Origin of the sequence: Segatella copri, assembly GCF_051861805.1 — a bacterium.
GTDB lineage: Bacteria > Bacteroidota > Bacteroidia > Bacteroidales > Bacteroidaceae > Prevotella > Prevotella copri_M.
This window is the reverse complement of sequence record NZ_CP146520.1, coordinates 497,111-522,629: the sequence shown is the minus strand read 5'-3', so window position 1 is coordinate 522,629 and position 25,519 is coordinate 497,111. Positions and strand designations below refer to the sequence as shown.

General features: G+C 45.5%; 21 protein-coding genes and 2 tRNA genes. 19 read left to right on the top strand and 4 right to left on the bottom strand.

From position 1 onward, the window contains the following. The first annotated feature begins 3 nt into the window (after window positions 1-3). The 11 genes from V8Z93_RS01975 (at window position 4) to V8Z93_RS01925 (ending at window position 10,129) form a co-directional block, all read left to right on the top strand. Complete coding sequence (locus V8Z93_RS01975; RefSeq protein ID WP_203049280.1) at window positions 4-756, top strand: uroporphyrinogen-III synthase; 753 nt, start codon at window positions 4-6, stop codon at window positions 754-756. Window positions 757-812: 56 nt separating this feature from the next. After that, window positions 813-1,238 carry a ribonuclease P protein component gene (gene rnpA, locus V8Z93_RS01970; protein WP_203049279.1) on the top strand — a complete coding sequence of 142 codons (426 nt, stop codon included), beginning with the start codon at window positions 813-815 and terminating at the stop codon, window positions 1,236-1,238. Between the two features lie 10 nt (window positions 1,239-1,248). Next, entirely contained in the window at window positions 1,249-1,500 is a 252-nt protein-coding gene (gene yidD / locus V8Z93_RS01965; RefSeq protein ID WP_203039231.1) for a membrane protein insertion efficiency factor YidD, read from the top strand. 63 nt (window positions 1,501-1,563) lie between these two features. Beyond that, a complete protein-coding gene (gene tyrS, locus V8Z93_RS01960; protein ID WP_153122005.1) occupies window positions 1,564-2,865 on the top strand; it encodes a tyrosine--tRNA ligase in 1,302 nt (433 codons plus the stop codon). Window positions 2,866-2,931: 66 nt separating this feature from the next. Next, window positions 2,932-3,002, top strand: a tRNA-Gln gene (locus V8Z93_RS01955). 85 nt (window positions 3,003-3,087) lie between these two features. Further along, complete coding sequence (locus V8Z93_RS01950) at window positions 3,088-3,609, top strand: RNA polymerase sigma-70 factor (protein WP_218412684.1); 522 nt, start codon at window positions 3,088-3,090, stop codon at window positions 3,607-3,609. Window positions 3,610-3,633: 24 nt separating this feature from the next. Continuing rightward, entirely contained in the window at window positions 3,634-6,378 is a 2,745-nt protein-coding gene (locus tag V8Z93_RS01945; protein WP_439432244.1) for a TonB-dependent receptor, read from the top strand. Between the two features lie 57 nt (window positions 6,379-6,435). Further along, on the top strand, window positions 6,436-7,464 hold the full coding sequence (locus tag V8Z93_RS01940; protein WP_439432243.1) for a DUF4249 domain-containing protein: 1,029 nt from the start codon (window positions 6,436-6,438) through the stop codon (window positions 7,462-7,464). Between the two features lie 14 nt (window positions 7,465-7,478). After that, window positions 7,479-8,312 (top strand): hypothetical protein, encoded by an 834-nt coding sequence (locus V8Z93_RS01935; protein WP_439432242.1) that lies wholly within the window; start codon window positions 7,479-7,481, stop codon window positions 8,310-8,312. A gap of 17 nt (window positions 8,313-8,329) precedes the next feature. Then, window positions 8,330-9,145: a FecR family protein gene (locus tag V8Z93_RS01930; RefSeq protein ID WP_439432241.1), complete on the top strand. Its 816-nt coding sequence runs from the start codon at window positions 8,330-8,332 to the stop codon at window positions 9,143-9,145. 180 nt (window positions 9,146-9,325) lie between these two features. After that, window positions 9,326-10,129: a gluconate 5-dehydrogenase gene (locus tag V8Z93_RS01925; RefSeq protein ID WP_203039089.1), complete on the top strand. Its 804-nt coding sequence runs from the start codon at window positions 9,326-9,328 to the stop codon at window positions 10,127-10,129. Window positions 10,130-10,206: 77 nt separating this feature from the next. On the opposite strand, the gene V8Z93_RS01920 is transcribed toward V8Z93_RS01925, so the two are convergent. Next, window positions 10,207-10,482, bottom strand: coding sequence for an HU family DNA-binding protein (locus V8Z93_RS01920; protein ID WP_203039091.1), 276 nt, complete (start codon window positions 10,480-10,482; stop codon window positions 10,207-10,209). Window positions 10,483-10,710: 228 nt separating this feature from the next. Here V8Z93_RS01920 and V8Z93_RS01915 point away from each other — a divergent pair, with 228 nt between their 5' ends. The 3 genes from V8Z93_RS01915 (at window position 10,711) to secDF (ending at window position 15,888) form a co-directional block, all read left to right on the top strand. Beyond that, complete coding sequence (locus V8Z93_RS01915) at window positions 10,711-11,649, top strand: rhomboid family intramembrane serine protease (RefSeq protein WP_203049274.1); 939 nt, start codon at window positions 10,711-10,713, stop codon at window positions 11,647-11,649. A 6-nt stretch (window positions 11,650-11,655) separates the two neighbouring features. After that, window positions 11,656-12,753, top strand: a complete 1,098-nt coding sequence (locus V8Z93_RS01910) for an endonuclease/exonuclease/phosphatase family protein (RefSeq protein ID WP_439432240.1) — start codon at window positions 11,656-11,658, stop codon at window positions 12,751-12,753. 111 nt (window positions 12,754-12,864) lie between these two features. Continuing rightward, window positions 12,865-15,888, top strand: a complete 3,024-nt coding sequence (gene secDF / locus V8Z93_RS01905) for a protein translocase subunit SecDF (RefSeq protein ID WP_439432239.1) — start codon at window positions 12,865-12,867, stop codon at window positions 15,886-15,888. A gap of 117 nt (window positions 15,889-16,005) precedes the next feature. Here secDF and V8Z93_RS01900 read toward each other — a convergent pair. Then, window positions 16,006-16,077: transfer RNA gene (locus V8Z93_RS01900), tRNA-Arg, on the bottom strand. A 56-nt stretch (window positions 16,078-16,133) separates the two neighbouring features. Between V8Z93_RS01900 and V8Z93_RS01895 the strand changes: the two genes are divergently transcribed. The 5 genes from V8Z93_RS01895 to V8Z93_RS01875 all read left to right on the top strand — a co-directional run bounded on the left by V8Z93_RS01895 (window position 16,134) and on the right by V8Z93_RS01875 (window position 20,163). After that, complete coding sequence (locus V8Z93_RS01895; protein WP_439432238.1) at window positions 16,134-17,063, top strand: endonuclease/exonuclease/phosphatase family protein; 930 nt, start codon at window positions 16,134-16,136, stop codon at window positions 17,061-17,063. A 221-nt stretch (window positions 17,064-17,284) separates the two neighbouring features. Continuing rightward, window positions 17,285-18,640, top strand: a complete 1,356-nt coding sequence (locus tag V8Z93_RS01890; RefSeq protein WP_439432237.1) for an ATP-binding protein — start codon at window positions 17,285-17,287, stop codon at window positions 18,638-18,640. A gap of 239 nt (window positions 18,641-18,879) precedes the next feature. Beyond that, on the top strand, window positions 18,880-19,518 hold the full coding sequence (locus V8Z93_RS01885; RefSeq protein ID WP_439432236.1) for a hypothetical protein: 639 nt from the start codon (window positions 18,880-18,882) through the stop codon (window positions 19,516-19,518). A gap of 193 nt (window positions 19,519-19,711) precedes the next feature. Next, window positions 19,712-19,930: a hypothetical protein gene (locus tag V8Z93_RS01880; RefSeq protein ID WP_439432235.1), complete on the top strand. Its 219-nt coding sequence runs from the start codon at window positions 19,712-19,714 to the stop codon at window positions 19,928-19,930. A 44-nt stretch (window positions 19,931-19,974) separates the two neighbouring features. Beyond that, entirely contained in the window at window positions 19,975-20,163 is a 189-nt protein-coding gene (locus tag V8Z93_RS01875; protein ID WP_439432234.1) for a PIN domain-containing protein, read from the top strand. Between the two features lie 303 nt (window positions 20,164-20,466). Here the strand turns inward: V8Z93_RS01875 and V8Z93_RS01870 are convergent, their stop codons facing one another. Both V8Z93_RS01870 and V8Z93_RS01865 read right to left on the bottom strand, forming a co-directional pair. Next, window positions 20,467-21,357, bottom strand: coding sequence for a hypothetical protein (locus tag V8Z93_RS01870; protein ID WP_439432233.1), 891 nt, complete (start codon window positions 21,355-21,357; stop codon window positions 20,467-20,469). A 36-nt stretch (window positions 21,358-21,393) separates the two neighbouring features. Further along, window positions 21,394-25,293 carry a hybrid sensor histidine kinase/response regulator transcription factor gene (locus tag V8Z93_RS01865; protein WP_439432232.1) on the bottom strand — a complete coding sequence of 1,300 codons (3,900 nt, stop codon included), beginning with the start codon at window positions 25,291-25,293 and terminating at the stop codon, window positions 21,394-21,396. Window positions 25,294-25,519: the final 226 nt, after the last annotated feature.

The window sequence follows — 25,519 nt, the reverse complement described above, 5'->3', positions numbered from 1 at the left end:
AAGATGATTAAAAAAATTTTAGTTTCTCAGCCAAAACCAGCCAGTGAGAAATCTCCTTACTTCGATATCGAGAAGGAGTATGGCGTAGAATGTGTGTTCCGTCCATTCTTCAAAGTTGAGGGACTTACAGCGAAAGAATTCCGTCAGCAGAAGATTAATCTGCTCGACTATACTGCAGTCGTTTTTACATCTCGCCATGCAGTGGACAATTACTTCAAGTTGGCCAAGGAAATGCGTATCACCATTCCTGAAGACATGAAGTATTTCTGTGTAATTGAGACTATTGCACTCTATATTCAAAAATACGTGCAGTATCGCAAGCGCAAGGTATTCTTCGGAGATACTGGCAAGATAGACGGATTGATGGCACAGATGACTCGCCATAAGAACGAGAAATATCTGGTTCCATTGAGCAGCGTACATAATGACGACGTTCAGAATCTGCTCGACGAGAAGAAGTTGAACCACACCGAGTGCGTGATGTATCGCACCGTGAGCAACGACTTCACAGAGGAAGAAGTCAAGAACTTCGATTATGACATGATGATTTTCTTCAGCCCTACTGGTGTCAAGGCTTTGAAGAAGAACTTCCCTACCTTCAAGCAGGGTGAAATCGCACTGGGTGCTTTCGGTCCTGCCACGGTGAAGACCGTAGAGGAGGAAGGCCTTCGCATCGACCTGGAGGCTCCAACCAAGGAGTTCCCATCCATGACGGGAGCGCTGAAGGATTATCTGAAGCGAAATAACAAGAAATAAGCTAGGCCGCTTGAAAAAGCGGCTAAGCGAACAAATAAGTAACGAAGCAAAGCTATATGTTGACAGAAAATGATAACACTTTCGGAAAGAGAGAGCATCTGTGCCGGAAAACGCTCATAGACCAGCTCTTTTCCGGGAAAGCCCGTGCCCTGACGGCATGGCCCCTGAAGATGGTGTATCTGCTTGTTGACAAGAAGGAACAGGAGAGTGCACCCGTGGAGCTGATGGCGAGCGTTTCGAAAAGGTTCTTCAAGAGAGCCGTGAAGCGCAACAGGGTGAAACGACAGATACGCGAGGCTTACCGCACCCAGAAACATGGACTGCTGGAGCACATGGCGCAGATGCCCGACAAGCAACTGCTGCTTGCCGTAATCTGGCAAGACGGAAAACTGCACGACTCTGATGAGATTGATGCCAAGATGCAGAAAAACCTGCAACGATTAGTGGAACGACTATCTGACGATAGTGGAACAACTCTTTAGTGGAACGGCTATGAGTAATCTTCGCATCTTATGGAAATGGGTAAAGAAAGTGCTCGCCTGGGTACTCTTGCTGCCCATCCGCTTCTATCAGGTATGCATCACTCCCTATACACCGCCTTCGTGTCGCTTTCAGCCTACTTGTTCTGAATATGCCAGACAGGCTATCCTGAAGCATGGACCCTTCAAGGGACTGGCTTTGGCCGTGTGGCGCATCTTGAGGTGCAATCCTTGGGGTGGTTCGGGCTATGATCCCGTGCCGTAAGTTTCCGACTGTATCGTTGGGCCCCATATACATATTATATAATATATAAAGAAATCACATTCGATGGCAAAAAATTTTGTTGAAGAATTGAAATGGCGTGGTATGCTGGCACAGATTATGCCAGGTACTGAGGAATATCTCAACACCCACATGGTGTCAGCCTATCTCGGAACCGACCCTACTGCAGACTCTCTGCACATCGGTCACCTTTGCGGTATCATGATGTTGCGCCACTTGCAGCGTTGTGGTCATAAGCCTTATCTCCTCGTCGGCGGTGCCACAGGTATGATCGGCGACCCTTCTGGCAAGAGCCAGGAGCGTAATCTTCTCGATTCAGAGACTCTCTATCATAACCAGGAAGCTATCAAGAAGCAGGTATCTAAGTTCCTCGACTTCGATGGCAATGAGCCTAACAAGGCGGAGTTGGTGAACAACTACGACTGGATGAAGGACTTCACCTTCCTCGATTTCGCTCGTGTGGTTGGTAAGCACATCACTGTAAACTATATGATGGCGAAGGATAGCGTGCAGAAGCGCTTGAACGGTGAGGCTCGCGACGGTTTGTCTTTCACTGAGTTCACCTATCAGTTGCTCCAGGGCTACGACTTCCTCTATCAGTATGAGAAGTATGGCGTGCGCCTCCAGTTGGGTGGTAACGACCAGTGGGGTAACATGACTACCGGTACTGAGCTGATTCACCGCACATTGGGTAACGACGCAGAGTGCTTCTGCCTCACTTGTCCTTTGATTACCAAGGCAGACGGCAAGAAGTTCGGTAAGACAGAGAGCGGTAACATCTGGTTGGATCGCAACCGCACCACACCTTACGCTTTCTACCAGTTCTGGTTGAACGTAAGCGATGACGATGCAGAGAAGTACATCAAGATCTTCACCGACCTCGATAAGGAGACTATCGATGCCCTCGTAGAAGAGCACAAGCAGGATCCAGGTCGCCGTGTACTCCAGAAGCGTCTGGCTGAGGAGGTTACCGTGATGGTTCACTCTCAGGAGGATTTGGATATGGCTATTGCAGCCAGCAACATCCTTTTCGGTAAGGCTACCAAGGAGAACTTGGCACAGCTCGATGAGGCTACCTTGAACGATGTATTCGCCAATGTTCCTCACTACGACCTCGACAAGAACCTGCTCGGTGGAACTGCTGTAGATCTCTTCAATCAGGAGGGTATGCAGATTTTCCCAAGCAAGAGCGAGATGCGCAAGCTCGTTAAGGGTGGTGGCGTTTCTCTCAACAAGGAGAAACTCGCTGCTTTCGACCAGGTAATCACTGCTGATGACCTGATTGATGGCAAGTATCTTTTGGTTCAGAAAGGTAAGAAGAACTACTTCTTGATTACCGTTAAGTAATCGTTAAAAGTATTGAAAATATTTGGTAGTGGAGAAAAAATCCACTACCTTTGCAGCTGATTTGATTGTCCTATGGTGTAATGGTAGCACTACAGTTTTTGGTTCTGTCAGTGGTGGTTCGAATCCGCCTGGGACAACAGGTCATAAAATAACCCTTCAAGTCTTTGCGGATTTGGAGGGTTATTTTGTTATATAAGAGTTTAGTTTAGGTAGAGAAAGTTTATGCAAGAGATAGACTTGATATTTCAGCAGTATTATCGTCCGCTATGTCTTTATGCCACTCATTATCTGCATGATATCGATGAGGCTGAAGACGTGGTGCAGGATTGTTTTGTGAAATTGATAAGTAGAAGCATCATGCCGGAAAACATCAAGGCTTTCTTATATACCTCTGTGCGCAATGCCTGCATCGACCGGATGCGCCGCCAGTCTCCGATAGATACGGAGATTTCTCCTTCTGACTTGAGCGGCACAATTTCTGATGACCAGGTACAGGAAAGTTCTTTCCGGGAGGCAGAACTGTGGACGGCTATCGAGCTATTACCCGAACGATGCAGGGAAATCTTCCTGATGAGCAAGCGTGATGGTATGACTTATCGGGAGATAGCCGAAGAACTCAACCTGTCGGAAAAGACCGTAGAACATCAGATTTCCAAGGCTTTAAAGACCTTACGAGGCAAGAAAGATGATTTTCTTGCAGATTTTTTCTATATTTTACCTTTCATCCATGGGGGTATTCTGTAATTCTTGCGTTATAGCAATAAAATAATGAATAAAAGTACAGTTATGAAAGGTAAAGAGATTATTTTTGCGCTCTCAATTCTAACCTTGCCAGCTCCAACGTTGGCAGGTACGCCGAAGATGATGGTGGAGGCAGAGACTTCTACCACCATCCGTCAGCAGATGGATTGGCTGCACCGCACCAGGAAAATCAACTTCGTCTATGATTCATCGCTTGATGGGGAATTGAACATCAAGTATCATGGACCCGACATCCAGCATCTTTCGGTGAAGAAGGCACTGAAGGCACTTTTCGAGAAAACTCATATTCTATATACTATCAATGCGAACTATGTGATATTGAAGCGAAAACCCGTACAACAGATATCATCGTCTTACACGAATATAGATCACAAAGTTCAGCAGGTTCAGCGTCGCCACACTCTCAGCGGATATGTCCGTGATGAGAGTGGCGAATCGCTGATTAATGCCACCATCTATGATCTGACGGATGGCATCGGTACAACCACCAATGAATATGGTTTCTTTTCGCTTACCCTGCCTGAAGGCGAGCATCAGCTCCGCTTTTCGTATGTGGGCTATGCCGACAAGGTAGAGAAGCTGAATCTCTCGAAAGATATGCATCATAATATGGCGCTCCGGGTAGATGGTAAACTGCCTGAGGTGGTGGTAGATGGCGACTTGAACTCTCCGCTTCTTACTACGCAAACCGGCAAGCGCTCCTTTTCGAACAAGGATATCAAGACAGAGTTTGCTCTGATGTCTTCACCGGATGTGGTGAAGACCCTGCAGCGTGTGAGTGGAGTGGCAGAAGGACAGGAGTTGGCAAGCGGACTCTATGTGCATGGCGGCAATGGCGATGAGAATCTTTTTTTGATTGATGGTACTCCGCTTTATAATACGAATCATGCGCTGGGTCTTTTCTCCAGTTTCAATGCTGATGTGGTGAAGAACGTGGATTTCTACAAGAGCGGCTTTCCTGCACGATACGGTGGAAGATTGTCTTCGGTGGTGGATGTACGTACCGCCGATGGAAACATGAATCAGTTTCATGGCGCCTATCGCATCGGACTGCTCGATGCCAGTGTGCAGTTTGAGGGACCTATCCAGAAAGGCAAGACCTCTTATAATATAGGTATGCGCCGTTCCTGGCAGGATCTGCTGTCCCGTCCCTTGACCAAGGCTTTCTCTGAGCCAGACGAGAAACTTTCGATAGGTTATTACTTCATGGACTTGAATGCCAAGGTAACCCATCGTTTCAACGACCGTTCGAAAATAGACTTGAGTCTCTATCACGGAAAAGACAGTTGGGACGTGAAGGATGATATGGATGATAGCAAGAGGGATGGGTACCATGAAGGTGATTCATATAATAAGGAATTAACGAAGGCGCAACTCAACTGGGGAAACTTCAATGTGGCTTTGAACTGGAATTATCTGTTTTCACCGAAGCTCTTTGCTAACTTCACGGCTGTATATTCCCATAACCGTTCCAAACTTTATTCCCTGGATGATGACAGGGAAATCTATCCACAAACCAAGAATGAAAGGGTGTGGAATCATTTGGAGCATGGCTATACTTCTACTATTTATGATGCCGGATATCGCACGGCATTCGATTACCGTCCGAATCCCCGTCATCATATCCGTTTCGGTCATGACTACACGATGCATCTCTTCCGTCCACAGACAGTGATGCAGCTTGACTATATGGGAGGTGGAAGTGGTGCTGAGATGGATACCATCCGTGTGAATAGTACCAATAGGCATGTGTCTCATGAATGGGCGGCGTATGCGGAGGATGAAATCTATCTCAGTGATAAATGGAGCCTGGATGCTGGCTTCCATCTGGGATTGTTTCATATCAGCAACAAGAACTTTTTCAATATCGACCCTCGCTTCGCCCTGAAATACCAGTGGAGCCATGCGGTATCGCTGAAGACTTCTTTCACGCAGATGACTCAGTATGTGCATAAGATATCCAACAGTTATCTGGATTTGCCTACTGATTATTGGGTGCCAACCACCAAGGACTTGAAGCCGATGCGTTCTTATCAGATAGCGGCTGGCATCTATGCGCAGCCTAACCGCCACTGGATCTTATCGCTCGAAGGCTATTACAAGCTCTCGAAGCATCTTCTGCAATACAGCAGTTGGCTGGGAATCGAACCTCCGGCAGAGAATTGGGATAGTCAGGTGATGGATGGCAAGGGATTGTTCTATGGTTTGGAGGCAGATGCCACTTATCGTAACAATCACCTGACCTTGAGCGGTTCCTATACGCTTTCCTGGAACAAGCGGAAGTATGATGAGTTCTATCAGGACTGGTATTACGACAAGTATGACAATCGCCATAAGTTGAATCTTTCCTTGAGATATGATTTCAACAGGAAGGTGAGTTGCTATGCGGTGTGGAGTTATCATTCCGGCAATCATGCCACCGTGCCAACGCAGATAGCGGCACTGCCTGGTTTGCCGGAAGGCGGCAATCGATATCCTGGCAGTTGGTGGAAATCGGCATCATTTGTCTATGCCATCCCCAACAACCTGACCTTGCCGGCTTATCATCGTCTGGACTTGGGTTTTGATTTCCATCATGTTACCAAGCATGGGCATGAGCGCATCTGGAACTTGAGCATCTACAATGCATATTGTCACCTGAACTCGATGTATGTCAAGGTGGATTACGATGAGGAAACAAAGCAGTTTACGGCAAAGAACAGGGGATTTGTCCCAATCATTCCTTCGTTCAGCTATACCATCAAGTTCTAATGAATAGCATGGTGAATAGTAGATGTAGATTTTATGTAAAGATAAAAAGAGATAAAAATGAAAACAATGATATATAGGGCATTTAGCTTCATGCTTTTTTGCCTGACGTTGGTTTCCTGCAAAGATGATTTTGATATTCAAAAGCTGCAGGATCATCCCCGACTGGTGGTTTATTGCTTTCCTACCGAAGGTGATACTACGCTCGTCAGTGTAGCTAAGAGTCTGCCTGTAGCATCAGTAAAGGGGAATGTTGACATCTTATCCCGCGAAAAGGTAGATGTACATATTATATATAAGGTGAATGGGGTGGAGCAAACGGTGAAACGTATCGCAAACGAGGAAGAGGCTCAACTCTTTACCCGAAGCACGAATCCCGATGTGCTTTCGCAACTGGTAGGTCAGTATTATGTGGTAGGCAAGCAGAAAGATGGCGACAAAATCAGTATTCAGGTTTCTGCACCGGATTTCTCATCTGTTTCAGCTTCTACTTATATCCCAGAGAAGGTAGGAGTGGAGTTGGGCGATGTTAAATTGGAAATGAAATCATCGGATGGTTATAACTCGATAACCATTGATAGGGTAGAAGCTATTTTCCATGATAATCCTTCTTCGGAAGATTATTATTCGGTGAAGCTCAGATTACTGAATCGAGAAATGAACCGTGATCTGGGGCTGTTGACAGACAATGAACCCTTGTTGAACAAGAAGTCGAAGTTGGATGATGATTTCGGTATGGATGATTATGAGTATTTTGGTAATGCCTACATCTTCAATGACCGTACGATAAATGGCAAGACCTATACACTTCACCTGGATACCTACTCTTATTCATATCGTCAGTCATTTTATATTTTTTCTTATGTAGTAGATTTATACAAGGTAACTCCTGAATATTATCGGTTTCTCAAGAGTATCAATGATGCACAGAGCAACAGTTGGGCTGATGTGGGCTTGATGCAGGTTACGCCTACCTATTCTAATGTAAAAGGAGGCTTCGGAGTGGTGGCTGGCTACAATATAAGTTCTGTTTCGAAGTTCTTCAGCTCTTCTGATTCCGAAGATAATGGAGGAATATATACCAAATAAAAAAGGTGAGGAGTATGAAAAGAAGTCTTTTAATCATTTTAGGTGCCTTGTGCTTTGCCATTGCCGGCAAGGCACAGGGTTCTGATGTTTCTGTTCAAAAGAAGAATACGGATTATAGTTTTTTGAATGATACCGTGGAAGCGGTGAAGGATTCTATGACTTTTGAACAGCGTGTGGAGATGATCAATCGCATGAAGCTAAAGCAGGATACCAAACTGCTGCGCTATGTGGCAGGTATTACGGGCGGACTTTGTGATGCCAATGAAAGTAGCTACATGGTTGAGTTGACATTTGCCTATTATCCCTTGACCTATGTCGGTGTTTCCTGTGGAATAGAATGGAACGACAACCACGGGGATAGACCCTTGATAGAACGTTATGAGGATGATGAATATGATCCGAAGAGGGTGATTAAAATCAACCTGACACCAGGTTTGGCTTTTCGTACTCCAACCTTGTGGTTGAGCAAGCGTCGTACTGCGGGCTTGATGCTGTATTGCGAGCCGGGACTCTGCATCACGCCATTTTATAATGATATAGTATCTTTTACCGAAATCAAAGATGCACAAGGTGTGGGGCATCCTGCATCTTATACAGATGAACTTTATGGCAATATAACTATCCGAACCGTCAGTAATCATGGCGGAAAATGGCTGGCTTGGCGCATCAAGTCGGCTTTGACCTTCCGTTCGGGCGACGTGTTTCTGTCTTTGGGATGGCTGACAAGTGACTTCAATATCGAAAATGGCAGAAACAATATCCGTTATACGAAGGGTAAGCGATATAATGGCATCGAGAAGTATAAGCATACCAATACGCTCTTTGCATCTATTACAGGACAATTTTAAACGAAGAAAGGGATTCTATGATGAAGATCAACAAGAATGAACAGGATTTTGTGCTGAAGTATTTTCAGCCGGGCAAGCTGGATACCAGGAAGGCCTTGCAGAAGGTGAAGGCTCGGGTTTGCATTGCTGATGAAGAGGTTTCGCATGCTGCAACTGTATCTTTACGCATGCGTCGCATCCGCTGGATAGCTGTGGCTGCATCTATTCTGGTGCTTTTCACCATAGGAGCCTATACGCTTTTGCAGCCAAAGACGGTGGCACTTTCTGCCGAATCAGAAGTAGTGGCGTATCATCTGCCTGATGGAACGAAGGTATCGTTGATGCCTCATTCTTCTCTTTCCTATCAGGAAGATGATTGCAGAAAGGTGGAGATGAAGGGCTGCATCTATTATCAGGTGAAGCATGATGAACAGCATCCTTTCGATGTAGTGGGAGAGCATGGACATGTAAGGGTGCTCGGTACCCAGTTTATGGTGGATGAAAGAACGGATGCCCCCGAAGTGATGGTAACCGGCGGAAAGGTGCTTTTCACGGCTCGTCATTCTGCTGAAGGCGTCTTCCTGACCAAGGGCAAGCGAGCCCGTTTGCTGAAAGGGGCTGCCCAGCCTGAGTTGTTGGCGGATTATGATATCAACGATGTGGCATGGGCTACGCATCGCCTGCATTTCGACAATACTCCATTATCCGAAGTATTGGAGGAACTTTCTAAATTGTCAGGCATGAGATATACGGCTTCTGATGAGAACAAGCGTCTGACGGGTGATTTTGATGTGGATTCCATCCCGCAGGTCATCCAAGTGATAGAAGAAACACTGGGTGTCCAGATACGATAAAAGTTGAATCAAGCATCGCAAAAAGCATCACAATAAGGGACTAACTTATGAAAAGAAGTCAATAAAATGAGAAAATAAGTAAAAAGGCTGCATCTTTCGTATTGAATTAGAGCGAGATTCAAAATAATTTTGTATCTTTGCCATCGTAACAAATCAAACAATTGATTAAAATATAAAAGTATGGACTTTAACAAACTATTCTCATTGGAGGGTAAGGTTGCCCTCGTGACAGGTGCCGCATACGGTATCGGTTTCGCTATTGCTGAGGCTTATGCCAAGGCGGGTGCTAAAATTGCTTTCAACTGCCGCAGCCAGCATCACATGGATCAGGCACTTGCAGATTACAAGGCAAAGGGTATTGATGCCAAGGGTTATATCTGTGATGTAACAGATGAGGAGCAGGTGAAGAATATGGTTGCTGACATCGAGAAGGAACTCGGTGTTATCGACATTCTGGTAAACAATGCTGGTATCATCAAGCGCATTCCTATGACAGAAATGTCGGTTGATGACTTCAAGCAGGTGATCGACATCGACCTCACTGCACCATTCATCGTATCTAAGGCTGTTATCCCAGGTATGATCAAGAAGGGTCATGGTAAGATTATCAACATCTGCTCTATGATGAGCGAGTTGGGTCGTGAAACTGTTTCTGCATACGCAGCAGCCAAGGGCGGCTTGAAGATGTTGACACGTAACATCTGCTCAGAGTATGGTGAGTACAACATCCAGTGCAACGGACTGGGCCCTGGTTATATTGCAACCCCACAGACAGCCCCTCTTCGTGAGCGTCAGGCTGATGGTAGTCGTCACCCATTCGACAGCTTCATCTGTGCAAAGACTCCAGCTGGTCGCTGGTTGGATCCAGAGGAGTTGGAAGGTCCTGCTGTGTTCCTGGCATCAGATGCCTCTAACGCAGTGAATGGTCACATCCTCTATGTAGATGGTGGTATCTTGGCTTACATCGGCAAGCAGCCTAAATAAGCGAAGCTTTCTATGATATACAATAATAGGGCAATCCATGAGGGTTGCCCTATTATTTTAAGAAATAATCTTTACGATTATTTGTTGAGTGCGTCTGCAAGTTCAGCGCCAGCCTTAAACTTGGCAACCTTCTTGGCAGCAATCTGAATCTTCTCCTTAGTAGCAGGGTTGATACCCTCGCGAGCAGGACGCTCGTTAACGCTGAAAGTGCCGAAGCCTACCAACTGGATTTTGTCACCTGCAATGAGAGCATCCTTCAATGCGTTTGTAGTTGCATTGAGAGCAGCCTTAGCCTGATCCTTTGTGATGCCTGCACTAGCTGCAATCTTGTCGATCAATTCTGTCTTATTCATAATTTTACGTTATAAAATGATTAGTAATTTTGTCTTGTTATCTTTTTTGCTTACAAATATAGCTTTTTCCTTTGAAAGTTCAAATAAAAAAAGCAGAAAAGTGATGAAAATAGTGAAATTTTATTGTAATCTACTCATTTTTTGGTGATTTCACGGATATTTTTAGTAATTTTGCCACGAAATTATAAATTTTATAGTGATTATTAATAATAAAGAAAGAAAATCGTTATGCGCAATATACCGATAGTTACAAAGAACTTGTTGATAGTGAATGTTGTTGCCTTCTTGGTATGCTATTTGTTTGGCAAAGATGCTTCTGGCAATTTTATGCTCAATGATATATTGGGACTTCACTTCTTTATGGCATCCGACTTCCACGTGTACCAGTTGATTACCTATATGTTTATGCATGGAGGTTTTGAACACATCATATTCAATATGTTTGCCCTCTGGATGTTTGGTTGTGTGGTAGAAAGGGTATGGGGAGCCAAGAAGTTCCTTTTTTATTACATAGCTTGTGGCGTGGGCGCAGGACTCTTTCAGGAAGCTGCGCAGTATGTCAGCTATCTGTATAATGACTTCTCTGCCTATCAGTTTATCGTGGATGCCAATGGCGCCCGCCTGCCGATGGGGGATTATCTTAATTTGTGGACCACGGTGGGTGCCTCGGGTGCCATCTATGCCATTCTGCTTGCCTTCGGCATGATTTATCCGAATGAGCGTATCTTCATCTTCCCATTGCCGGTACCTATCAAGGCGAAGTATTTCGTGATTGGCTATGCGGCCATCGAACTCTTCTCGGCATTGGCTACCCGTGGTGACGGCGTGGCTCATATTGCCCACCTGGGAGGTATGGTCTTCGGTTTCTTCATGATCCGCTACTGGCGCAAGCAGATGGAGGGTGGTTATCACAATTCATCTACCCAAGATGCCTTCGACAAGGTGAGAAACATGTTTGGTGGTCGTAATAAGTATACCAAGCAGCGTTTCGACTATACCCGAAATGAGAATTATACTACTGATTTCCAGCCTACCGACCAGGATGAGCAGCGCAAGAAGGCAAATCAGGTAGAGATAGACCGGATATTGGATAAAATTAGAAAGAGCGGCTACGACAGTCTCTCTAAAGAAGAGAAGCAGACGCTTTTCGATCAGAGTAATAAGTAAGAAGATATGCTTGACGGATTGAAAGATTTTACGGTGAAGATGATAGCGGGAGCCAATGTGGCTACCATTGTCTTCATGCTATTGGTGGGATATTCGGATTTGTTGAATCCGGCAAAGTTTCCTGCATTTACCAATGCAGGCTTGCTGTTTCCCATCTTTCTCGTCATCAATTTGGGGTTCCTGGTCTTTTGGCTTGTCTTCCGTTCCAAGTACGCCCTGATACCAGTACTTGGATTTCTGGTGGCTTTTGTGCCTGTGCGCCAATACATGCCTATCAATATGAAGGGAGATGCGCCTGAGGGAAGTATCAAGGTGTTGTCGTATAATACCTGGAACTTCGGCAACCAGACAGAGGATGATGAAGGGCATAACATCTGCCTGCAGTATATCCAGGAACAGGATGCCGATATCGTGTGCCTGCAGGAAGCCATGCCCAATTGGAAGAATCAGCAGCAGATAGACAGTATCTTGAAGCCGATGTATGCCTATCAGGATACGACCATCCATCCCAAGGGTGGCAACTGCCTGATGCTGCTCAGCAAGTATCCGATTCTTTCCAAGGAGTTGATTCCATACGAATCGACGGGAAATATGAGTGTGGCTTATCGCCTGAAGATAAAGGGAAAGGTGGTGCTTGTCATCAACAATCATCTGGAAACAACCGGATTGAGCCTGGAAGACCGCAGGCAGTTTAAAAACCTGGTGGTTGGAAAGCTTCAGGTGGATACAGCCGAGGAAACCTCAAAGCTCCTGGTGGTGAAGTTGGCTGAGGCAACCCGCAAGCGTGCTCCCGAGGCCGAGGCTGTGGCGGAGTATGTAAAGCATCATAAGAGTATGAGTACCATTCTCTGTGGTGACTTCAATGATGGACCTATCTCGTACGCCCACCGCACGATAGCGAAGAATCTGACAGATTGCTACATTGCCAGCGGAAACGGCCCTGGCATCAGCTATCATCATGGAGGATTTTTTGTACGTATAGACAACATCATGTGCTCTGATGATTGGGACCCATACGAATGCTATGTAGATAACAAAATAGCGGTTTCAGACCACTATCCCATCATCTGCAAGCTAAAAATGCGCCCTAAACATCAAAAATAGTGCAAATTATTCTTATTTACGAAAAAAAATGCGTATTTTTGCACGTCATTATGTGTGTATTGACGTTTTTACTTAACTGTGAATAAAATAAATTAATAACAATAAATAGAAATGCAAAACAAAGGAATTGTAATTTGTGTAGCCGTCTTACTGACACTCGCAAGTATCTTCTATTTGTCATTCTCGTTCGCCACACGTTACTATGACGGCGAGGCTGCAAAGTTGAAAGACCCTATCGCGCAGCAGGATTATAAGGATTCTGTGAAGTACTTAGGTGTTTATTCATACCAGAACTGCTTGGAAACTCAGATTGGTCTCGGACTTGACCTTAAGGGCGGTATGAATGTAATTCTTGAGATTTCTGTGCCTGATGTAATTGAAAACCTTGCCGATCACAAGACCGACGCTGGTTTTACCAATGCAATGAAGGAAGCTAGAGCTCAGGAAGAAGCTAACGGTGGTGACTTCGTGTCACTTTTCATTAACGCTTATCACAAGAGCGCACCAGGTCATAAACTCGCTGAAGTGTTCGCTACCCAGCAGTTGCAGGGTAAGGTTTCTCCTCAGAGCAGCGACGCAGAGGTAGAGAAGGCTATCCGCGCTTCTGTACAGGATGCCATCGACAACTCTTTCAACGTTGTCCGCACCCGTATCGATAAGTTCGGTGTTGTTCAGCCTAACATCCAGAAACTGGAAGGTCAGCAGGGCCGTATCATGGTAGAAATGCCAGGTATCAGCCAGCCAGAGCGTATGCGTAAGATGCTCCAGGGTAGTGCTAACCTTGAGTTCTGGGAGACATACAACTCAGAGGAAATCGCTCCTTATCTCCAGCAGCTCGATACTCATATCGCTAATGGTGACAACGGTGAGGCGAAGAATGATTCTGTAGCTGCAGATTCTGCTGCCGCTAAGAAGGAAGTTGCCAAGGCTGAGCCTAAGAAGGCTGAGACTAAGTTCTCTATCAAGAAGAAGGATGATGCTGCCAGCAAGGTAGGCGAGGATGCTCAGAACGCTGCAGCTATCAAGGCTCACCCACTGTTGGCTCGCTTGCAGCTCGGTGGTGGTTTGAGCACAGTGGGTTATGCTAGTGTTCGCGATACTGCTGCCATCAACAAGATTATCTACTCTGCTGTGGCTAAGCGCGTATTGCCATCAGACTTGCGCCTGCTTTGGAGTGCTAAGCCTGCTGATAACCTGAAGGCTAAGAATATCTTCGAACTTCACGCCTTGAAGGTGACTACCACTACTGGTCGTGCTCCACTGGAGGGTGATGTGATTACAGATGCTAAGGACGAGTTCGACCAGATGGGTTCTCCTGTTGTTAGCATGAAGATGAATACAGAGGGTGCCCGTAAGTGGGCTCAGATGACCAAGGCCAACGTGGGTAAGGCTATCGCTATCGTTCTGGATGGCGTTGTTTACTCTGCTCCTCGTGTAAACGGTGAGATTGACGGTGGTAGCTCTCAGATTTCTGGTAACTTCACTATCGAGGATACCAAGGACTTGGCTAACACATTGAAGTCTGGTCGTATGCCAGCTCCTGCACGTATCGTTCAGGAGGAGGTTGTAGGTCCTACCCTCGGTGCTCAGTCTATCCAGATGGGTATTGTTTCATTCGTTGTTGCCTTCGTACTCCTGATGGTTTACATGGTAATGATGTACAATATGATTCCTGGTATGATGGCTAACCTGGCATTGCTCGTCAACGTATTCTTCACGCTGGGTATCCTGACGTCCTTCCAAGCAGCCCTGACGTTGCCAGGTCTCGCCGGTATGGTCTTGTCTCTGGGTACTGCCGTGGATGCCAACGTGCTTATCTATGAGCGTATCAAGGAGGAGCTTCGCTCCGGAAAGGGTATGAAGCAGGCGGTAGCTGCCGGTTATGGCAATGCTTTCTCTGCTATCTTCGACTCTAACTTGACTTCTTTGATTACAGGTGTTATCCTGTTGACTACTGGTACTGGTCCTATCCGTGGTTTCGCTACTACCTGGATCATCGGTATCGTTGTTTCATTCTTCACAGCTGTGTTCCTCACACGTCTGGTTTACGACTATAAGTTGAACCACGACAAGTGGATGCACTGCAAGTTTGATACTCCTATCTCTCACAACCTGATGCAGGGCAAGAAGTACAAGTTCATGTCAATGTACAAGACTACCTTCACCGTAGCTATCGTAGCTGCAGTGGTATTCATCGGTAGCTTCGTAGTTCGTGGCTTGAGCAAGAGTATCGACTTCACTGGTGGTCGTAACTATGTAGTACAGTTCGAGAACCCTGTAGAGCCTGAGCAGATCCGTACTGTTCTTGGCGATGCTTTCGTCAATGCAGACGGCACCAAGGCAACTACTGGCGCTATCGCTATCGGTACAGACGGTAAGACTATCCGTGTTTCTACCAACTATATGATTGAGAGCAACAGTCCAACTGTTGACGATGAGGCTGAGACTATCCTCTATAACGCCTTGAAGAAGGCTAACCTGGTATCTCAGAAGAGTGTTGAGGCATTCAAGAACCCAGACGTTCGTCAGGGTGGTTCTATCATCAGTAGTACAAAGGTAGGTCCTTCAGTGGCTAAGGATATCACTATGGGTGCTATCTATAGTGTGCTCTTCGCCTTGATTGCTATCTTCCTCTACATCCTGATACGTTTCCGCAACGTAGCCTTCTCTGTAGGTTCTACAGTAGCTTTGGCATTCGATGCCTTGACTGTTATCGGTTTCTACTCACTCCTGTGGGGTCTCGTTCCATTCTCATTGGAGATTGACCAGACCTTCATCGGTGCCATCCTGACCGTGGTAGGTTACTCTATCAACGATAAGGTGGTAGTATTCGACCGTATCCGTGAGAACTTGAAGTTGCATCCTAAGGGCGACCGTCAGAAGCTCTTCAATGCATCTATCAATGAGACATTGGCTCGTACCATCAATACATCTACATCTACATTGCTCGTGTTGCTCTGTATCTTCATCCTCGGTGGTGACAGCATCCGTAGCTTCTCATTCGCAATGATCCTGGGTGTTGTATTTGGTACATTGTCATCTATCTTCATTGCATCTCCAATGGCTTACATCGTTCTGGGTCGCAAGATCAAGGAGGAGCCAGCTGAGGAGGCAGCCGTAGCTGAAGTAAAGTAAAATAAGGAAATTATCCTATTTCTATCCAGTGGAAGCTGGATGGAAATAGATAATAGAGACTATAAAACGATAAAAGGTCGCTTCCTGATTAAACAGGAGCGACCTTTTATTTTTGCGTGATCCCACCGAGAATCGAACTCGGATCAAAGGTTTAGGAAACCTCCGTTCTATCCATTAAACTATGGGACCAAAGCAAACTGACTGCAAAGATACATCAAATCATTGACATTACAAAATAATTGGCTATGTTTTTAACCCTCATCTTATCAAGTTTCCTCACTTTTATGGAATTAAACTGCGAAAACCTCTTTGATACGAGGCATGATTCGCTCAAAAACGACTTGGAGTTCCTGCCAGATGGCAGCTATAGGTGGACACCTTACCGCTATTGGGCAAAGTTGAATCACCTGGGGCAGGAGATAGTGGCGCAGTCTAATCCTATCCCCGATTTCGTGGCGATGTGTGAGGTGGAGAACGATAGTGTGATGTTTGACCTCACCCGGCGTTCTTTGCTCAGGAACGCAGGATATGAGTATGTGATGACTTCTTCGCCCGATGAGCGTGGCATTGATGTAGCCTTGTTGTATCAGCCCGCCTCTTTTTCCCTACTTCATTCCCATTCCATCCGCATCAAGCCCCTGCCCGATACCCGTCCTACGAGAGATATTCTCTATGCTTCGGGATTGATTATCACGGGCGATACCTTGCATGTCTTCGTGGTTCATGCGCCGAGCCGTAGGGGTGGTGAGCTGGCTTCCCGTCCTTATCGCCTGCATGTGGCTAGCCAATTGGCAGAGGCAGTGGATTCTGTCTATGCCATTTCCAGGGATGCAAAGATTATCATCGCCGGCGATTTCAATGATTATGCCGACTCGCCAGCCTTGCAGTATTTCTATGAGCACCACCTTATTAATATATCAGCTGATGCGAAGGGCAGTCATGGAGCCAAGGCTACGTATCGCTGGCATGGAGAATGGCGCAGTTTGGATCAGATATTATGCAGTCCATCCTTGGCAGCGAGAAAGCAGAGCAGTGTGATAGGCGACCTGCCATTCCTTCTGGAGGATGACGAGAAGTATGGTGGCAAGAAGCCTTATCGCACCTATCTTGGTCCTAGATACCTTGGTGGTTATAGCGACCATCTGCCGCTGGTCGTGCAATTCAGTAGCCATTAAAAAAGTGATTTTGACTACTCTTTTTGGCAATAAATGCTTATCTGTGGAGTACAGAGTAGTAAATACATAGCTTTAATGAAATGTTAAATCTTGGAAAAGTGTAGGAAAAAACACGTTTTTATCTTGGAAAAGTGTAAGAAAATGCTTAATTTTGCCTTGGAAAAATGTAAGAAACTGGGCGTTTTTGCCTTGGAAAAGTGTAAATTATAGAATGTAAACGTATGATAGATAGGAAGATAGATGCATTTTTGAATGATTTTTTCAAGAACGTCAAGAAAGCTTTGCTCGTAACAGGAGCTCGACAGATAGGTAAAACCTATTCCATAAGAGAATCGGCTAAGCGCAATTTTGATTATTTCGTAGAGATCAACTTCATTACTTCGCCAGAGGCTGTAGGCATATTCCACGGTGCCAAAGATGTAAAGGATATGCTCTTTCGCTTGTCGGCTTTTGTGGACAAACCTCTTGTAAAGGGTAAGACTCTGATATTCTTTGATGAAGTTCAAGTATACCCAGAAGTGGTAACCCTTATCAAGTTTTTGGTAGATGAGGGTAGCTATCGTTATGTCTTGAGCGGCTCTCTCTTGGGGGTGGAGCTTAATAATCTCCGCTCTGAACCTGTGGGATATATGGATGTGAAGGAAATGTATCCTTTGGATATTGAAGAGTTCTATCATGCCGTAGGTATGGCAGACCATGTCATAGCGAAGCTTCGCCAGTGTTGGCAAGATAAAGTGCCGGTAGATGAGTTTGTACATCGCCGTTTGATGCAGGCTTTTCGCTTGTATCTTGTAATTGGCGGTATGCCGCATGCGGTACAGACTTATTTGGATACCAATAATTTGCAAGATGTATTGGCTGTTCAGAAGAGCATACTTCAAGAGTATAAACGTGACATCATGAAATACAAGAGGGATGACAGCTCTCAGAAGCTCTATATAGATGAGGTGTTTCAGTTGATTCCTTCAGAATTGAATGCCAAGAATAAGCGTTTCATTCTGAAGAGCCTCAATGAAAAGGCTCGTTTTGCCTCTTACGAGAATAGTTTTCTTTGGCTTCGTGATGCAGGCGTGGCTCTTCCTACATATAATGTAGAGGAGCCCAAACTGCCTTTGTTGCTAGCCAAAACCAGAAATCTTTTTAAACTCTTCCAAAGCGATGTGGGCTTGCTGACGAGTCAGTTTGCCGATGGTATCCAGCTGAAATTGTTGGGGGATAATCAAGCTATCAATTATGGCGCTATCTATGAGAATGTTGTGGCGCAAGAGCTAAAGGCTCATGGTTATGACCTTTATTATTATAATAGTAAGCGCTTGGGAGAGCTGGATTTTGTAGTGGAATACCATGGCAATGTCTTGCCTATAGAGGTAAAGTCGGGTAAGGATTATGAGCGTCATAATGCCTTGTCTAATGTCATGTCATCAGCAGAATATGCACTTCCAGAGGCTTTGGTGCTTTGTAATGGCAATGTAAGTGTTGATGGCAAGGTGGTGTATATGCCTATCTATATGTTGATGTTTTTGGAGAAGGAGCAAGCAGTGAACGTAACCTACAAGCTCGACCTGTCAGATTTGTAGTATTTATAATCGTAATAAATGAAATAAAAGCTAAAAATATTTGCTTATATCCAAGTAAAATTGTATCTTTGCCGTGGAGAAAGTTATGTTCATAAGCCTTGAACTTAAGTTCAGAGCCTTTGAACTTATATTCAAAGCCTTTGAACATAGGTTCAAGGCTTATGAACGAAGTTTTCTTCTAGGATTAGAAACAATTATCAATCGTAATAACATCAATTACTATTAGGAGAGGAAACAATATGGCAAAGTACAAGTTGCAGGAATTGCCTGATTTCAATAATGATGGCAAGCGTAAGGTTTATCCCAAGATAGTGCCCAATCGTACACTATCTCGCAAGGAGTTTATCGAGAAGATGCAAGGTTATCATCGTGGCATTTCGGCAAGTACCACGGAAGCCGTGCTGACGGATGTGGAAGATATGCTGGTTGAGATGCTCTCCATGGGCTATAATGTGAATCTGGAGGGTCTCGGTACCTTCTCTCTGTCCTTGGGTTTCGAGGATGACAAGCCTACGGAGATGCAGGGCGATGACGACAAGATGACCTATCGCAAGGTAGGTGTAAGAGATATCAACTTCAAGGCTTCTCCCGATTTCATCAAGGCTGTGAAGCAGGAAACCGACCGCGATCTGGAGCGGGATATGGGTGGTGTGAAGCTGATATTGAAAAAGAAATATACCCGGGAGGAGCGCATCGCCCGAGCCCTGGATGTCATCGATGAGAATGGCTTCATCGGTCTTACCGACTATGCCTACATCAACAACCTGAGCCGCACCGCCGCCTCTTTGGAGTTGAAGGAGATAGATAGCGACCAGGAAGCCCCCATCCGCTCTGTGGGTCAGCACAGTCACAAGGTTTGGGTGAGGAGAAAAAAATAAGATAAAGCGTGATTTCTCATCTTTTTTCTTTGGTAGTTAGGAAATTATAAGCATCGCCAAAGACAGCCTTGGTGCCATTCTGTTTAAAATAGCCAATTAGATTTCACATTCAATTTAAATAATCAGCAAAATTCTTGGCTGTTTAAAATAAAAGTTGTAGCTTTGCATTTGGAATAATAAAAAGTAAAATAATATGGAGACTGCTGTTTTTAATCCAGTTCAGCAACATCTTTTGAAGATGTTTGCTTTTGATGGCTCAGAAGCTAGACTTGCAGAAGTGAAAACTGTTTTGACAGATTACTTCCGCAAGAAAGCTGATGCATGTTTGGATGCACTTTGGGATTCAGGCAAACTTGATCAAGCTAAATTGAATGAACTGCGTAATCAAGATTTGCATACATTGCTGAAATAGTGATATGGAGAGGATAGTTTATCACTATATATTTTGATTTTAACTTGATTCAGAAAGATCCTGATGACAACAAATTTGTGGATTGTGCCATAACGGCAGGTGCTAGATATATTGTCACAGAGGATCATCACTATGATGTAGTAAAATGGAAAGACTTTCCGGGAATAGACGTGATAGGCTTAGATGATTTTCTATTACGCCTAAATACAATAAGCCCTAACAGTATTGGCTAATAATTCTATATAGAAAGGCACAGACAATATCTATGATACTATCCACCACACAACCATATTATCCACCCTACGGTGTATATTGCGATAAAGGGGCTATACACCCTTTTGTCGAGGTGTATAGACCCTTGGAACAACCGCGAAGTATGGGTTGATAAATATTGCCAAACTCTTTATTCTCCCGCTTGGCTTAGGAGCTATTTTATTCAGTAATCAGTTTTACTTGATTCCTCAGTCCATTATCAGCTATAGCTTTTCTTAGCAAATTAATAGTATTTTGATTGCAACCGATTGCTTTAATTTCCTTTAAATTAGGGCATCCATAGAATAAAAGGTGGCTGTGACACCACTAAATTGACAGCCACTGAAATCAATTGACTGTAAATTTTCTTTATCGCCTATAGGCTCTGCATACTGCCCATTGGAGCTTTCCAAAGATGCTCCCCCATATTCTGTTTCTTCATCTGCTATGGCTGCGCTTTCTTCTTCCTCCTTATCCAAGAGTTCCTCGGTAGGAACATAATTGTAGCCCAATGCCACGAAACTCAGGTTGAAGAAAAGAATTGAGAGCAAAGCCAACGGTCCTATTATATATAATAAGGTGGTAGAGAGGATGACGAAAGGCATGGTAAGGGCAGAGAAGAACAGGGCGAAGACACTGGCTCGGGCATATCGCACGTAGGGCAGCATGTCGCCACCAGTCATCAGCTCTAACATTTTCTTGCGTTTCCGCATCTCAATCATAATCATATAGATGCAATACGCTACGTTTGTGCCGAACAATACGAGCATCGCATAGAGCCAGTTGCCAATGTTAAGACTTCCGCTATTGCTGTAGCCTATGCAGAAAGCTGCTATGATGGCGGCATAAATGCAAGCGCAGACGATGTTCATCTTCCGGCGGTTGGCATGGGTCGCCTCAATGTTGTATATGCCCATGGCGATAGTGGTGATGCATGGGGTATAGACAAGAATGTTGAAAATAGCTCCCAAGTCATCGCTTTTCGCACGAAAACCCAAGAGCATCTGCAAGAGATATTGTATGGCAAGTCCCGTCATACCTGCAAGTATCAGCCAACGTGACCACTCATAGCGTCGGTTGGTCCACTTCATGTGCAGGTGGGTGATGCCGAGGATAAGGGCATTGATGAGCATGAAGATGAAACATGCGAACTGGAGAAGATATAATGAGTCCATATTATTTCCTATTTTGCTTTTATATTTTATAGATTATTATACATATTTAGAAGGCAGGGAGCCGTATTCTTCTTTGAAGAACTTGGCGAATTGCTTGGGCGACATGCCTACCTTGTAGGCTACTTCGCTCACATTGAGTCCTCCTTGGCGAACCAAAGTGAGACCATGACGCAACCTGATGATGCGCATAAATTCTAATGGCGATCTGCCAGATATAGCCATCAGTTTCTTGTAAAGGGCACTGCGGCTCATGCACATGGCTTCGCCAAAGGCTTCTACAGTGAAGTCTGTGTCTGCAAGATGGGCCTCTACTATCTTGGTGGCTTTGTCTATGAGTTCGCCGTCCAGTTGGCTTACGATGACTTCGGAGGTCTTCATGTCTGGTTGGCGGAATTTGTCTTCTGCCTGTTTCATCCACTCAAATAGTTTGGCTATCCTCATTTTCAGGATTTCTACATTGAATGGCTTGGTGATGTAGTCATCGGCTCCCTCTTGATATCCGCTCAGGATATGCTCGTCGGCTGCCTTAGCCGTGAGCATGATGACGGGCATGTGAGAGTAGTTGACGTCCGTTTTGATGGCATGGCATAATTGCATACCGTCCATTTCGGGCATCATCAAGTCGGTAATCACCATGTTGGCTTCGTGGGCTTGTAGCCATTCCAGTGCCTCACGTCCATTGGCAGCACCGGCTACCTGATAGTTTTCAGACAGGCAGTTGATGACAAAGTCGCGCAAGTCGTCATTGTCTTCTACCACAAGTATTTGTTTCTTGACTTCTGGGCTGCTTGAAGCCTTGTCTGGCATGGCTGCCTTTGTCGCATGCATCTCCTCAACTGTGGCTGTCGGTAAGGCTATTTCAAAGACGGAACCTTGTGGCTGATTGTCGCTTACGGAGATTTCTCCCCTCATCAGGTCGATGTATTCTTTGACGATGTGCAGGCCTATTCCACTTCCGGTGTAGGCTCCGTCTTCTGCATGATGCTCTTGATAGAACCGATGGAATATCTTGTTCTTGTCCTTGATGCCGATGCCCGTGTCGGCTACTCTGATGATGATGCGATTGTCCTGTTGCGCTAGCTGGAGCTGCACGCTTCCTTGGCGTGGGGTAAACTTGATGGCATTGGACAGCAAGTTTGCCACGATGCGTTTCAGCTTAGGCTTGTCAAAGGAGCATTCTATTCCCTCTTCGCATCCCTTGATGCTTAGCTTCACCTCTTTCTTCTCTGCCATATATATATAAGGTGTACTTACTTGCATCAGGAATTGTCCCATATCGCCCATGGAGAGCTCCAGTTTCTCCATCTGATTGTCCAGTCTTCTGAAGTCGATGAGTTGGTTAACATCGTTTAGGAGAGATTTGGCATTGCGATACACCATCTCCAGTGATTTCCTGGCTTCGCGGAACCGATCATCTGCCAAGAGTTGTTCTATCGGTGAGATGATGAGTGACAATGGGGTGCGAATATCGTGCCCGATGTTGGTGAGAAATCTCATCTTGGCTTCGTCTATCTCCTGCTGATACTTTCGTTCGCGCAGCATTTGCTGCAGGGCTAGCTTTTCTCTCTGTCTGCGGCGAACGATGATGAACGCACCCCATATTCCGCCCAGGATCAGTAGAATGTAAATCAGCCAAGCCCAAGGGGAGAGATAGAAAGGAGGCTGAATGACGAGACTTATCTTGGCGATGCTTTCTTCATCATTATACCCGCCGATGGTTTTCACTTGCAGGGTGTATTTGCCCGCAGACAGATGGGAGATGTTGATTCTGTTGCTTTCGATGGCTATCCATTCGCCCTCCGTACCTAGCCTGTAGGCAAATCGGGTGGGGGCAGCATGGCGATAGTTGAGGCTGGATACGGTGAGCGTGAAGTCATCGTCATGGTTCAGCGTTATCTGGCCTGCGCAGCTGATGTTGCTTTTCAGAATGTCTCTTCCTTCCATGCCTGGTGTTATCTCCGTATTGCCCACGAAGAGATTGGTGAATATGATGCGGCTTGGGGAGACACTCTCGAAGAGTTCGGCAGGGGTGATGCGCACCACTTTGCCGTTGGCACCAGCTAGCACTTCTCCATTGTCCAGGCAGCACAAGGCGTTCTTGCTAAAGCGCACTTCGCCCAGTCCGTCTTCTTCCACAAAACGGCTGATGCGGAAATGGTAAGCGCCTTTTTCATTGGTCGATACATTGACGCATATCAGAGCCTCATTGGTAGTGATCCATACGTTGCCCTGCTTGTCGCTGGTCATAGCCAAGACTTGGCTTAGTCCTTCTTCTTTGCCAAAGTTGTGCAGCAGCTGGAAGTGGGCATCATAGATTCTGGTCTCATTGTTGCTTGCCACCCAGAGTAGTCCTCTTGGGTCTATGCAGATGGAGTTGAACTTTGTGCGCAGGAAGTAGTCAGGGGCTTCATCCTTGCCTTTCACATTTTCCAGTTTGCCTTGGTTGCTGACGTAGTAAAGCCCAGTGCCGGTTGCCACGTAAATGCGGTTGTCCTTGGGGCTATATTTCATGTCGGTGATGGCATCGGTTTGCAGGATGGAGTTGTGGTAATTATAGTTCTTGAGCTGCTGATGGGGTGTAAGAAGCCACAGTCCGTTTCTCAGCGAACCTATCCAGAGGTTCCCCTTTCTGTCTTTGATGGCATGTCTCACGTAGAGGAGTGCTGGCACTTTTGGCAAGATGCGCTCTATCTGTCCCATGGAAGTCATGTGATAGAGTCCGCCTCCATAGGTGCCGAGATACATGTTGCCGTCGGATGTTGGGGTGCCTCCTATTACGAGATTTGAAGCCAATGGACTGTTGTTCATATTATATAGCTGTTTTACGTGCCCCTCATAGTTCACGCTCGTCAGTCCTGTTCCGTCATATCCTATCCATATAGTGCCCTTGGCATCTTGTGAGATAAAGCCCACGTCTTCGCCGAAAGGCGTATTGATGATGTCAAATCTGATGCCGCCAAGTCTAGCTACGGCTAATCCCGTCTTTGATGATCCCACCCAGAGCAAGCCGTTGTCTATGAGCAAGGAGCTGACATGATTGGATGGCAGGGAAAAGCTATCGCCCTTGTGATGGGAGATTTCTTCGGTGGTTCCATTGGTTCTTCTCACCAGCAAACCATTGCTGTTGGTGCCCCACCATAGATTTCCCTCCTTGTCTTCTGTCATGGCAAGGACATTCAGATTACTTATTTTCTCAGCGGGCGAGAAAGTATGGAGCGTTTCCTGAGGCTTCAGGCGGAACACCCCCATGATGTAATTGCCAAAGAACCATAGCTGGCTATGCGAATCAATGTACATCAACATCCATTCACTATGGGAGGCAGGAAGTTGGGAGATGAGGTGGTAGAAGCCGGAAACGGGAGCTATACGGAATACTTTGCCGCTTGGTGTCAGGGCATAAGCTCTTTCGTCTCTACATGCCACTCGCATCACCTTTTCTGGCATGTTGATAGTGTATATTCTGTGTTCGGCACATCGATAATAGGTTATCTTTTTGCCGTCAATGCACCATAGGTTTTTGTCAGCGTCAACAAATACCTTCATGTGGTTGCCTGTTGGGATGCCTTTTTGCTTGAGCAGGGAAGTGGCTGTAGGGGTTATCTGGTCCCGCATCCTGTCGTAAAGAAAGAGGGAGCCATCGTATGTGGTTATCCACATCTGCCCAGTCTGGTCTTCTTCCAGTCGTCTGATGTTTAGTTCCACACTTCCGTCTTCCTTTCTGATATCATATAGCCGGTGGTTGAAGCCATCGTAGCGTGACAATCCATTGGGCGTGGCTATCCACATAAATCCATCTTTGTCTTTCAGCATGGCCGAAACATAGTTGTCGGGCAATCCACTTCTGCTGTCGATTGTCCGGAAATGATATTGTGCGAAAATTGGCAGAGAGAGGCTTAGCCATCCTACCAGCAAAAAGATAATCTTACATGTTCTCATGTGGCAAAGTTATGCAAATTATTTGGTATAGCCAAATTTTAGATAAGTAAAAAGCTATCAGCTACTTCCTAAATGTGTATTTCGACTTCCCAAATGTTTCAGAACCCATTTGGGAAGTCTTCGGAAACATCTGAAGCCCCTCTGTTTCTGCATTATTTCTTAATTTTGCCACCGATAAACAACTCAATCGAGCATTTAACAAGAAATTAATCATTTAAAAGAAAAC

Bases quoted from the DNA above. Each gene is read 5' to 3' on its own strand.
- V8Z93_RS01925 (WP_203039089.1), top strand. From the start codon at position 9,326: ATGGACTTTAACAAACTATTCTCATTGGAGGGTAAGGTTGCCCTCGTG.
- V8Z93_RS01935 (WP_439432242.1), top strand. From the start codon at position 7,479: ATGAAAAGAAGTCTTTTAATCATTTTAGGTGCCTTGTGCTTTGCCATT.
- V8Z93_RS01880 (WP_439432235.1), top strand. From the start codon at position 19,712: ATGGAGACTGCTGTTTTTAATCCAGTTCAGCAACATCTTTTGAAGATG.
- tyrS (WP_153122005.1), top strand. From the start codon at position 1,564: ATGGCAAAAAATTTTGTTGAAGAATTGAAATGGCGTGGTATGCTGGCA.
- V8Z93_RS01950 (WP_218412684.1), top strand. From the start codon at position 3,088: ATGCAAGAGATAGACTTGATATTTCAGCAGTATTATCGTCCGCTATGT.
- V8Z93_RS01870 (WP_439432233.1), bottom strand. From the start codon at position 21,357: ATGGACTCATTATATCTTCTCCAGTTCGCATGTTTCATCTTCATGCTC.
- V8Z93_RS01865 (WP_439432232.1), bottom strand. From the start codon at position 25,293: ATGAGAACATGTAAGATTATCTTTTTGCTGGTAGGATGGCTAAGCCTC.
- V8Z93_RS01890 (WP_439432237.1), top strand. From the start codon at position 17,285: ATGATAGATAGGAAGATAGATGCATTTTTGAATGATTTTTTCAAGAAC.
- secDF (WP_439432239.1), top strand. From the start codon at position 12,865: ATGCAAAACAAAGGAATTGTAATTTGTGTAGCCGTCTTACTGACACTC.
- V8Z93_RS01920 (WP_203039091.1), bottom strand. From the start codon at position 10,482: ATGAATAAGACAGAATTGATCGACAAGATTGCAGCTAGTGCAGGCATC.
- V8Z93_RS01885 (WP_439432236.1), top strand. From the start codon at position 18,880: ATGGCAAAGTACAAGTTGCAGGAATTGCCTGATTTCAATAATGATGGC.
- V8Z93_RS01975 (WP_203049280.1), top strand. From the start codon at position 4: ATGATTAAAAAAATTTTAGTTTCTCAGCCAAAACCAGCCAGTGAGAAA.
- V8Z93_RS01895 (WP_439432238.1), top strand. From the start codon at position 16,134: ATGTTTTTAACCCTCATCTTATCAAGTTTCCTCACTTTTATGGAATTA.
- V8Z93_RS01930 (WP_439432241.1), top strand. From the start codon at position 8,330: ATGATGAAGATCAACAAGAATGAACAGGATTTTGTGCTGAAGTATTTT.
- V8Z93_RS01915 (WP_203049274.1), top strand. From the start codon at position 10,711: ATGCGCAATATACCGATAGTTACAAAGAACTTGTTGATAGTGAATGTT.
- rnpA (WP_203049279.1), top strand. From the start codon at position 813: ATGTTGACAGAAAATGATAACACTTTCGGAAAGAGAGAGCATCTGTGC.
- V8Z93_RS01945 (WP_439432244.1), top strand. From the start codon at position 3,634: ATGAATAAAAGTACAGTTATGAAAGGTAAAGAGATTATTTTTGCGCTC.
- V8Z93_RS01910 (WP_439432240.1), top strand. From the start codon at position 11,656: ATGCTTGACGGATTGAAAGATTTTACGGTGAAGATGATAGCGGGAGCC.
- yidD (WP_203039231.1), top strand. From the start codon at position 1,249: ATGAGTAATCTTCGCATCTTATGGAAATGGGTAAAGAAAGTGCTCGCC.
- V8Z93_RS01940 (WP_439432243.1), top strand. From the start codon at position 6,436: ATGAAAACAATGATATATAGGGCATTTAGCTTCATGCTTTTTTGCCTG.